General features: G+C 71.5%; 9 protein-coding genes. 2 read left to right on the top strand and 7 right to left on the bottom strand.

Annotated elements, in window-relative coordinates:
• Positions 1–580: 580 nt before the first annotated feature.
• The 3 genes from dapC to ACFUUZ_RS11930 form a co-directional block, all read right to left on the bottom strand.
• A complete protein-coding gene (gene dapC / locus ACFUUZ_RS11940; protein WP_378695206.1) occupies positions 581–1,690 on the bottom strand; it encodes a succinyldiaminopimelate transaminase in 1,110 nt (369 codons plus the stop codon).
• Positions 1,691–1,693: 3 nt separating this feature from the next.
• Positions 1,694–2,014, bottom strand: coding sequence for a ferredoxin (gene fdxA / locus ACFUUZ_RS11935; RefSeq protein ID WP_067652843.1), 321 nt, complete (start codon positions 2,012–2,014; stop codon positions 1,694–1,696).
• Between the two features lie 100 nt (positions 2,015–2,114).
• Complete coding sequence (locus ACFUUZ_RS11930; protein WP_378695204.1) at positions 2,115–4,712, bottom strand: bifunctional FO biosynthesis protein CofGH; 2,598 nt, start codon at positions 4,710–4,712, stop codon at positions 2,115–2,117.
• 115 nt (positions 4,713–4,827) lie between these two features.
• On the opposite strand from ACFUUZ_RS11930, the gene ACFUUZ_RS11925 reads away from it, so the two are divergent.
• A complete protein-coding gene (locus ACFUUZ_RS11925; protein WP_378695202.1) occupies positions 4,828–5,499 on the top strand; it encodes a PH domain-containing protein in 672 nt (223 codons plus the stop codon).
• Positions 5,496–7,082 (top strand): PH domain-containing protein, encoded by a 1,587-nt coding sequence (locus ACFUUZ_RS11920; protein ID WP_378695200.1) that lies wholly within the window; start codon positions 5,496–5,498, stop codon positions 7,080–7,082. The genes ACFUUZ_RS11925 and ACFUUZ_RS11920 overlap by 4 nt, the downstream gene beginning before the upstream one ends.
• Here the strand turns inward: ACFUUZ_RS11920 and ACFUUZ_RS11915 are convergent.
• From ACFUUZ_RS11915 to ACFUUZ_RS11900, 4 genes are read right to left on the bottom strand one after another with little or no spacing between them, the layout of a single operon-like run.
• On the bottom strand, positions 7,054–7,452 hold the full coding sequence (locus tag ACFUUZ_RS11915) for a hypothetical protein (protein WP_378695198.1): 399 nt from the start codon (positions 7,450–7,452) through the stop codon (positions 7,054–7,056). The genes ACFUUZ_RS11920 and ACFUUZ_RS11915 overlap by 29 nt on opposite strands.
• The gene (locus ACFUUZ_RS11910) at positions 7,449–7,607 is read right to left on the bottom strand and encodes a hypothetical protein (RefSeq protein ID WP_378695196.1); all 159 of its coding nucleotides are present in this window, start codon (positions 7,605–7,607) and stop codon (positions 7,449–7,451) included. The genes ACFUUZ_RS11915 and ACFUUZ_RS11910 overlap by 4 nt, the downstream gene beginning before the upstream one ends.
• A 29-nt stretch (positions 7,608–7,636) precedes the next feature.
• A complete protein-coding gene (gene mshB, locus ACFUUZ_RS11905) occupies positions 7,637–8,548 on the bottom strand; it encodes an N-acetyl-1-D-myo-inositol-2-amino-2-deoxy-alpha-D-glucopyranoside deacetylase (protein WP_378695344.1) in 912 nt (303 codons plus the stop codon).
• Positions 8,548–10,353 (bottom strand): ABC transporter family substrate-binding protein, encoded by a 1,806-nt coding sequence (locus tag ACFUUZ_RS11900; protein WP_378695342.1) that lies wholly within the window; start codon positions 10,351–10,353, stop codon positions 8,548–8,550. Before ACFUUZ_RS11900 ends, mshB begins: the two co-directional genes overlap by 1 nt.
• Positions 10,354–10,451: the final 98 nt, after the last annotated feature.

Genomic DNA, 10,451 nt, shown 5'->3' with positions numbered 1-10,451 from the left:
TGGCGCACGACCGAACATCAGCAAAATCTGAGCATGCCACAGCCGGGTGGGCAACGCTCACCGAGTAAAGTTTTCAGGAGAAAGCACTTTGCCGCACGGTTATGGTGAAGCGGTCGAACACAAGGCTGCGCGGAGCGTCCTTCGAACTCGCACGCGTCATCCGCGCGATGCGTGCACGAGGCAGTATCCCGGTGCAGCCCGCCCGGCGCGCCGATACCTGGTCGAACCAAGGCCAACCATGGGAGATAGCCGCGCGCAAGTTGATGCGACCGTCACGGCGGTGAACAGATGATCTGGTGCACTTGAGCAGGATTCCCGGGCTAGCGGCACCCTTCGGTCTCGTTGTGCTAGGTCGTGTGTGTAGCCGTCCGGCGGCTTGATGGTCTCCGCGTCCGGCTTCGCCCGGATCGGACCCCTGACCTGTAGGGCGCCGTGCTCACCCAGTGCCAGCAGCAGCACGGCGAGCAGCAACGTCCCAAGCGCTGCGGAGATATCTCTGATCTCGATGACAGCGCGCTACGTCCACGCACGGAGATTCCGCCGTCGTTCTACTACTACTGTCCTCTACTCCGACAGGACTTCAGGTTGCGGACAAGCGTGCAACCGCAGCGGTGATGCGTTCGTCGGTGGCAGTGAGCGCCACTCGGACGTGCTGGACACCTGACGGACCGTAAAAGTCGCCGGGAGCGGCGAGGATGCCTAGGGCGGCCAGCGCGTCCAAGGTCGCGCGGGCGGATTCGCCACGAGTTGCCCACAGGTAGAGGCCAGCTTCGGAGTGGTCGATACGAAAACCAGCATCTTCAAGCGCCGCCCGCAGGACCTCGCGGCGTGCGCGGTAGCGATCACGTTGGCGGGACTCGTGAGCGTCATCGCCGAGGGCGGCGGTCATGGCGGCTTGGATGGGGAAGGGGACGATCATGCCGGAGTGTTTGCGGACCTCCAGCAGTTCGGCCACCAGCTCAAGATCGCCGGCGACGAAGCCGGCGCGGTAGCTGGCCAGGTTCGACGTCTTGGAGAGCGAATGGATCACGAGCAGGCCGGTGTGGTCGCCGTCGCAGACCTCGGGGTCGAGCAGGGAAGGAGCTCGGCCTTCCCAGGTGAGGCCCAAATAGCACTCGTCGGAGGCGATGATGGCGCCGCGTTCGCGGGCGAAGGAGACGACCTTGCGGAGGTGGTCTACGCCGAGGACCCTGCCGGTGGGGTTCGACGGGGAGTTGATGAAGATCAGGGCCGGGTTGCGGGGGCCGATCTGGGTTAGGGAGTCGGCGCGGAGGATTTCGGTACCGGCCAGGAGACCGCCGACCTCGTAGGTGGGGTAGGCGATCTCGGGGATGACGAGCAAGTCGCCAGCGCCGAGGCCGAGCAACCGGGGCAGACCGGCGATCAGCTCTTTGGTGCCGATCACCGGGAGCACGGCAGCCGGGGACAGCCCGGTGATGCCGTAGCGACATTTCAGAGCGTCCACAGCGGCACCCCGGAGCTCCGGGGCGCCGTGCGTGGTCGGGTAACCGGGCACATCCGAAACAGAAGCCAAAGCCTCGCGAATCAGCGGGTCGACCGGGTCGACCGGCGTCCCGACGGACAGATCGACGATCCCGTCCGGATGCGCGGCAGCACGAGCCTTGGCCTCGGCGATGGTGTCCCAGGGGAAGTCGGGCAGCAGGCTGCTGACCCGGTTACGCGGAACCACGGCTCATTCGCCCATCGGCGGCAGGGCCTTGATGAACGGCGGGTCGGACTCGACGACGCCCACCTTGGTGGCGCCGCCGGGGGAACCCAGCTCGTCGAAGAAGTCGACGTTGGCGTTGATGTACCCGGACCACTGGTCGGGGGTGTCGTCCTCGTAGAAGATCGCCTCGACGGGGCACACCGGTTCGCAGGCGCCACAGTCGACGCACTCGTCGGGGTGGATGTACAGCATCCGGCCGCCCTCGTAGATGCAATCCACGGGGCATTCCTCGATGCAGGCCTTGTCCTTCACATCGACGCACGGTTCCGCGATGATGTACGTCACTGCCGCTCTCCTCATCATGCTCACTGGGGAAATCTCGCCCGCATCAGTATCCCGGCTGCCTCAACGCTACTCGTGGTGAGCCTGCCCTAACTCGTGCCGCTCAACCCACTGTGAGCGGGAGCACGGCGGGGCGGTGCGGGGGGATTCCATAAACCGTCGTGCGTTCGCGGACCGGGCGGCCGATGCCCTCGCCGATCTCGCGGAGCTCGGTGACGGTCTTCGCCGAGCCGTGCTGGGATCCGGCCATGCGGGAGATGGTCTCCTCCATGAGGGTGCCGCCGAGGTCGTTGGCGCCGCCGTTCAGCATGACGCGGGTGCCCGCGGTTCCGAGTTTGACCCAGCTGGTCTGGATGTTGTCGATGCGGCCGTGCAGCATGATGCGGGCCAGGGCGTGGGCTGCGCGGTTGTCGCGCTGGGTGGGGCCGGGGCGGGCGGCGCCTGCCAGGTAGAGCGGCGCGCTCTGGTGGACGAAGGGCAGGAGCACGAATTCGGTGAAGCCGCCGGTTTCGTCCTGGATGCCGCGGAGGACGCGGAGGTGGCCCACCCAGTGCTTGGGGTTGTCGACGTGGCCGTACATCATGGTCGAGCTGGAGCGGAGGCCGACCTGGTGGGCGGTGGTGATGACCTCGATCCAGGCCGACGCGGGGAGCTTGCCCTTGGTGAGGACCCAGCGGACCTCGTCGTCCAGGATCTCGGCGGCGGTGCCGGGGATGGTGTCGAGACCGGCCTCCTTCAGGGCCACCAGCCAGTCGCGGATGCTCTGGCCGCCGCGGGAGGCGCCGTTCACGATCTCCATGGGGCTGAAGGCGTGCACGTGCATGGACGGGACCCGCCGCTTGACCGCGCGGACCAGGTCGGCGTAGCCGGTGACGGGGAGCTCGGGGTCGATGCCGCCCTGCATGCAGACCTCGGTGGCGCCGTCGACGTGCGCCTCCCAGGCGCGGTCGGCGACCTCCTCGGCGCTCAGGGTGAAGGCGTCGGCGTCGCCCTTGCGCTGGGCGAAGGCGCAGAAGCGGCAGCCGGTGTAGCAGATGTTGGTGAAGTTGATGTTCCTGTTCACGACGTAGGTGACGTCGTCGCCGTTGACGTCGCGGCGCAGGCGGTCGGCGAGGGCGGTGACGGCTTCCAGTTCGGGGCCTTCGGCGGTGGCGAGGGCGAGGTACTGGTCGTCGGTGAGGCCGGCGGGGTCGGCTTCGGCGGCGCGCAGGGCTGCCAGGACGTCGGTGTCGAAGCGCTGGGGGGCTGATTGCAGGCCGGCGGCGTGCTCGCGGATGGTGTCCCAGTCGCCGAAGGCGCCGACCAGCTCCTGGCCGAGGCCGGAGTCGCTACGGGACTCGGTGTTGCGGCCCTCGGTGTCGATGGCGGTGTTCAGGTCGGTGCGGCCGGTGGAATCCCAGGCTTCGTCCGGCTCCTGCCACGGGCGGCCCACGGGGAGGACGTCGGGGTCGGCGAGGCCGGTCGCCGGGTCGGTGAGGGCGGCGACGTGGACGGCGATGCGGGGGTCGGTCCACGGGTGGCCGGCGCGGACGTACTTGGGGTGTGCGGAGGTGCGTTCGACCAGCTCGAAGCCGGATTCCGCGGTGATGTCGCGGAGGGTGTCGAGGTTGGGCCAGGGGCGCTCGGGGTTGACGTGGTCGGGGGTGACCGGGGAGACGCCGCCCCAGTCGTCGATTCCGGCGTCCAGGAGGTCGCGGCACTCCTGGGCGGAGACCAGGTTGGGCGGGGCCTGGACGTGCACGTCGGGGCCGAGGAGCAGGCGGGTGACGGCGATGGTGGCGCGGAACTCCTCCAGGCCGGCGTCGGGGGTGTCGCGCATGGCGGTGTCCGGCTTGGCGCGGAAGTTCTGCACGATCACCTCCTGGATGTGGCCGAACTCCTTGTGCTGCTTGCGGATCGCCATGATGGAGTCGGCGCGCTCGGCGATGGTCTCGCCGATGCCGATCAGGATGCCGGTGGTGAACGGGACCGAGAGGCGGCCCGCGTCGGTGAGGACGCGCAGACGGACCGCGGGGTCCTTGTCGGGGCTGCCGTAGTGGGGCTGGCCCTTCTCGGTGAAGAGGCGGGTGCTGGTGGTCTCCAGCATCATGCCCATGGATTGCGCGACCGGCTTGAGGCGGGAGATCTCGGCCCAGCTCATGACGCCGGGGTTCAGGTGCGGGAGGAGTCCTGTTTCCTCAAGGACCAGGATGGAGACGGCGCGGAGGTAGTCGAGGGTGGAGTCGTAGCCGCGCTCGTCGAGCCACTGGGCGGCCTCGGGCCAGCGGGCCTCGGGGCGGTCGCCGAGGGTGAAGAGGGCTTCCTTGCAGCCGAGTTCCGCGCCTTTGCGGGCGATTTCCAGGACCTCGTCGGGTTCCAGGAACATGCCCTTGCCCTCGGCGCGGAGCTTGCCCGGCACGGTGACGAAGGTGCAGTAGTGGCATTTGTCCCGGCACAGGTGGGTGAGCGGGATGAAGACATTGCGGGAGTAGCTGATGGTCTTCGGGCGGCCCGCGGACTCCAGGCCGGCGTCGCGGACGCGGGCGGCGCTGGTGGTGAGGTCTTTCAGGTCGTCGCCGCGGGCGTGCAGGAGGACGGCGGCCTCGTCGACGTTCAGGGTGACTCCGTCGCGGGCCCGGCGCAGGGCCCGGCGCATCGCCGACGGCGAGGGCGGGGCGGGCGGGACGGCGGGGTTCGGAAGGTCGGTCACGTCCTCGATCATGCGCTACCCATTCCGTGCTGTCTCCTCCGTGTCGTCGACACACGAGTGCTTCCGGGTGGCAACCCGGCGAACCGGCGCGGGTATTCCCCGTGCCCTTTCGTGCCACCATGGGGCCATGACGCCGAACCTGCCCGGCTCGGCCGGGGACGGGCCGGGGGCGCGGTCGTCGCCCGCCGGTGAACCGCTCGCCCCGCCCGTAGCTCGTGCTGACGCGGGGAGTTCGTCCAGCGCCGCTCGCCGCGGGGGCGAGTCCGCCGCGTCGGGTAGCCGGGACGGCGTCGGCGCCGGCACGCGCGGCACCGGGACGATCCTCGCCGATCCCGCCTGGCGACCCGACCCGCGCGCTCGTCTGCTGTGGGGTACCGAACTGGTGTTGAGCTGGCTGCTGCCGGTGATCGGGTTCGGGGTGTGGGTGGTGCTGGACGACGGGCGGCGGGGGTTGCAGGCGGGGGTGGGGACGGCGCTGGCGATCGCGGTGGTCGCGACGGTGGCGGTGATTCCGGTGTGGCGGTACGCGGTGCATCGGTGGGAGATCACCGACGAGGCGGTGTACACGCGGGTGGGGTGGTTGACGCAGGAGAGCCGGGTGGCGCCGATCTCGCGGGTGCAGACGGTGGAGATCGAGCGGGGGCCGCTGGATCGGGTGTTCGGGCTGGCGACGGTGACGGTGACGACGGCGTCCTCAGCGGGGGCGGTGCCGATCGGCGGGCTCGACCTGCCGGTGGCGGAGGACGCGGTGGCGCGGCTGACGCGGATCGCGGCGCTGCACCGGGGGGACGCCACGTGAATCCGTGGCTGCGGTTGGACAAGCGGATGCTGCTGGTGCATCCGGTGAACGAGGTGGTCAAGTACGTTCCGGTGCTGGTCGGGTCGGTCATCCTGGGGGCGAGCAGCGGGAACCACGCGTGGAGTCTGATTCCGACGGGGATCGTGGTGGTGCTCGCGCTCACGCGGTGGTTCACCACGACCTATCGGGTGGGGCCGACGCACGTGGAGCTGCGGACCGGGCTGGTGCAGCGGCGGAGTCTGTCGGTGCCGCGGTCGCGGATTCGGTCGGTGGACATCGAGGCGGATCTGCTGCACCGGGCGCTGGGGTTGGCGGTGCTCGCGATCGGGACGGGGCAGCAGGCGGAGGCCGGGGAGCGGTTCAAGCTGGATTCGCTGGACGCCCGGCTGGTGCCCGCGCTGCGGGCCGAGCTGCTGGCTGATCCGGTGGAACCGGACAAGGTCGCCGAGGAGCCGTCGGGGCGGGAGATCGGGCATTGGCGGGCGGGATGGGTGCGGTACGCGCCGCTCTCGCTGACCGGGTTCGCGATCGTGGCGCCGATGGTGGGGTTGGCTCTGCAGTACGGGTTCGGAGAGCGGGTGTACCGGACCGCGGCGCACGGGGTGACCGGCGGGAACCCGGTGCTCGGGACCGCGGTGGTGGTGCTGCTGGTGGTGCTCATCGTGAGTGCGGCGGCGTGCGGGCAGTACCTGGCGACGTACTACGGGCTGCGGGTGCTGGACGACGGGCGGACGCTGCACCTGCGGCACGGGTTCTTCACGACCAGGCAGATCACGCTGGATCTGGCGCGGTTCCGCGGGGCGACGGTGAAGGAGCCGCTGCTGCTGCGCGCGGCGGGCGGGGCGCAGTTGGAGGCGATCATGACCGGGGAGAATCCGCGGCAGCGGATTCTGCCGCAGGCGCCGGGGGTGCGTGTGCATCACACGCTGGCGCATCTGTTGACGCCCGCGGCGCGGAGGGTCGGGGCGCACGCGCCGGTCTTGGTTCCGGGGGAACCGGCAGATTTCGCTGACGCGGGCGAGCCGAGCCGGCGGGCTGAGTCGGTGGCGCCGAGCGCAGGTGGACCCGAAGTCGTCCTTCCTGGCACAGCTCCCGAAGCCGCGCGGGCGCCGGGGTCAGTGGTACTGATGCAGCACGGTTCGGCGGCGCGGTGGCGGCGGTATACCCGCGCGGTGGAACCGGCCGCGGCGACCGCGCTGGTCCCGCTGGTGGCGAGCATCGCCGGGGTGCACTACTCCCCCTGGTGGTGGCTGGTCCCGGTGCTGCTCACGCTGGCAGCGGTCGCGCTGGCGGAGGATCGCTACCGCGGGCTGGGGCACGCCGTCCTGCCCGCGACCCCGCTCGCCCCGACCTGGCTGGTCACCCGCTCCGGCTCCCTCGACCGCGACCGCGACTGCCTCGCCGCCCCCGGCATCCTCGGCTGGACCATCCGGCAGACGCTGTTCCAGCGCCGCGCGGGCCTGGCCACGCTGGTGGCGGCCACCGCGGCGGGCAAGAAGCGCTACCTGGTGCTCGATGTGCCGGTGGACCGCGCGCACGAGATCATCGAGCAGGTCACGCCGGGGCTGGCAGGCGCGCGCTGACCGGGCCGCGGCGGGAGAGGAAGACCAGCGGCGCGACCAGCCCGCAGAGGAGCAGCAGCAGGGTCTGCCAGGTGCTGCCGAGCAGCATGTCTCCCCCGGGCCCGGTGGTCGCGCAGACCAGGAAGCCGAGGGTCCAGACGATGAGCGGCAGCAGCTGCAGCACGGTCCGGTCGCTGACCGTGCTCGCCGCGTACACCAGCGCGGTGTTCACCGCGCCCGCGACCAGCGCGGAGATCGGGAAGGCCACCGATCCGAGGTAGGTGGGCAGGTAGAGCACCTCGAGCAGCAGGGTGATCACGGCGTCGACGGTGAGCACCACCAGGATGATGGGGCCGAGGGCCGTGAAAACCGGCCGGGTGTCCGCGGTCACGGGACCGGCGGGAATCCGAGCAGCTCGAGCAGGTGGCTCTGCATGTCGACGAAGGCGTAGAGCGCCGACATGTACATCTCGTGCTGGTGCGCGGCGTTCGGGCGCAGGGTGTCGACGAAGGCGATGATGGCGTTCTGGAGATCCCAGTTGTACATGGGCGAAGTCTATGCCCCGGTGGCGCGGGTCACGCCGGGCCCGGTGCCTGCTCGGCGGAATCCGGGAACAATCCCGCGAACAGGTCGTCCTCGCGGCCGTCCGGGCCGACCGGGCCGAGCTCGCCGCGGACCAGCACGAAGTGCTCCTCGGGGAGGATCGGCTGGGCGACGCCGTTGGAGAGCGCGAACTCCCGGCCCGACGGGGCCACGGTGACCTGGGTGGCGTGCGCGCGCAGCGCCGCCCGCTTGGCGGCCAACACCTCGGCGACGTCGATCGCGGTCGTCACAGTGCTGCCGGGCACGCCGGGGAGCTCGTCCTCGGCGGGGAGCCGCCAGCCGCGCGGCAGTTTGCCCGGCAGGTCGTCGACGGTGCGGCGGGCCAGCGCGGTGGTGTGCTGGCGGAGCAGGTCGGCGTCGGTGACGGTCCAATAGAACTTGGGCACGTCCCAGCCCTGCTCGGCGGCGGCTTCGACGGCGGCGGTGGTGATCTCGTGCGCGCGGATGTGGTCGGGGTGGCCGTAGCCGCCGTGCGGGTCGTAGCTGACGACCACGCGCGGCCTGCGCTCGAGCAGCTCGGCGGTGAGCGCGTCCACCGCGGGTCGGCCGGAGTGGATGAAGGCGCGGGGATTCGAGGCGGACGGGGTGCCGACCATGCCGGAGTCCCGCCAGCACCCGGCGCCGCCGAGAAAGACCGGCGGACCCGCGTCCAGCGCGGCGAGCGCGCGGGTGAGCTCCAGGATGCGATACCCGCCGAGCTGGTCGGCGTGCTCGGCGGTGAGCTGCGCCCAGCGCTCGCCGATCACCTCGCCCTCCTCGCCGAGCGTGCAGGTGACCACCGCGACCGGGATGCCGCGCCTGCGGTAGTGCGCGATGGTGCCGCCGGTGGTGATGGTCTCGTCGTCGGGGTGCGCGTGCACCAGCAGCAGCCCGCCGGTGGCGATCACGGGAGCCGCCGCCACATCGCCGCGTCGCCGAAGATGCCGACCTGGATGGCGCCGCTCAGCGAGGCGCCGTCCACCCGCGGGCCCGCGGCGGCGACCACGTTGTCCTGCATGATCGGCAGCACGGTGTTGAGCGCCCAGAGCTTGGGCTCGGCGTCGGCGAGCACCATGCCGACGTCGATGCCGCGCAGGGCGGCGTCGATGGCGGGCTGCAGGGTGGGGTCGCAGACGCCGGAGAGGTTGCTCGGGGCCTGCCTGGCGGCCTCGACCTCGGCGGGCTCGTCCTCGCCGTCGCCGAGCACCGGGCGCGGCGGCGGGCAGCCGTAGCGGGAGGCGAGCACGGTGGCGGGGTCGGAGCCCGCGACCTCCCAGCCGACGATGACGTCGATATTGCCCTCGACCAGCTCCCTGCCGTACAGCTCGTCGGCGGGGAGGCTGCGGACGGTGGCGTCGATGCCTGCGCTGCGCAGCTGGTCGGCGGCGGTATTGGCGACCGCGAGGGTGCTGGCGTCCTGCTCCACGGCGCCGATCCGGACGGTGAGCGCCTTGCCGTTCTTGCCGATGGTGCGCGGCTGCGGGGCGGGCGAGGTGACCGAGGTGTTCGGCGGTGGTTCGGGGGCCCGGCCGAAGCCGGCCTCGGCGAGCATGGCGAAGGCCTGCTCGGGGGTGGGGCGGGGCGGGGCGGTCGGCACGTAGCCGGGGTCGGAGGGGGCCAGGATCTGCGCCTTGGCGGGCTCGTACCAGTCGCCGGTCTGGGCGCCGACGGTGGCGAGCAGGGTCGGGTCGAGCAGGGCGAGGACGGCGGCGCGCACCCTGGGGTCGCCGAGGTCGCCGGAGCGGCCGTTCAGGACCATCTGCATGACGCGGGACTGCGGCATGATGCCGGTGCGCACCGAGGGGATGGCGGCGAGCTGCGCGCGGGTCGCGGCGCCGCCGTGCACCAGCGCCATCTGGGTGTCGTTGGTGCGCAGCGAGCCCGCGAGCTGGGCGGTGGTGCCGCCGCGACGGAGCAGGATCTGGTCCGGGACCGCGGGGGTGCCCCAGTAGCGGTCGTTGCGCTCCAGCAGGATCTCCTCGCGGCCGGGGTCGGCGGAGCGGATGCCGAACGGGCCGCCGGAGACGCGGACGCCGTTCACCTCGCCGTTCATCCCGCGCGCGAAGCCGCCGGGGGCGTCCTTGAGCAGGTGCGACGGGAGCAGGTTGGCGAAGAGTTCGCGCCAGGCCGGGTAGGGCTGGGTGAGCGTGACGGTCACGGTCTTGCCGCCCGCGGAGGACTCCACGTCCTCGATGAGGCGGTAGCCGGCCGGGTCGGTGACGCCGGGCTGGGAGATCATCTCCTGCCACAGGTAGCGGAAGTCCTCGGCGGCGATCGGGGCGCCGTCCGACCAAGAGGCCTCGTTGCGCAGCTTGTAGGTGATGGTGAACGGGTCCTGGGCGGAGATATCCGCGGCGGTGACCAGCGCGGAGTCCGGCACCCAGTCGGTCGCGCCGGGCGCGGCCAGGCTCGGGATCGGGCGGAACGGGCTGGGGAGCACCATGGAGGCGATGGCCGAGGTGGCCTGGGACTGGTCCGCGCGCAGGTGCGGGTTGAAGGCGCTGCCGATGCTGTCCAGCGCGACGACCACCGTGGTGGCGGCCGGTTTCACCGGCGTGGTCTGCGGGCTGTTGGTGCTCTCGATCGGCGGCGGCGGGTTCGCCGCGCAGCCGCCGAGCAGCACCGCGAGGGCCGCGAGGGCGAGCGCGGTACGCGCCGCTCCCCGGTGCCGGATTCGCGCACTACGGCGTACGCGCTTGCTCCCACCCATCACCACGCCCCGGACTCTACTGGGCCGCCCGGGGCCGGGCGCGGCGCGGGACGACGTCCCGCCCTGGGCGCGGCCGCCGCGACTTCCACGCGCGCGGG

The sequence above is a fragment of the Nocardia sp. NPDC057353 genome (assembly GCF_042667085.1).
In the GTDB taxonomy this organism is placed as follows: domain Bacteria; phylum Actinomycetota; class Actinomycetes; order Mycobacteriales; family Mycobacteriaceae; genus Nocardia.
This window is presented reverse-complemented; position numbering and strand designations above follow the sequence as displayed.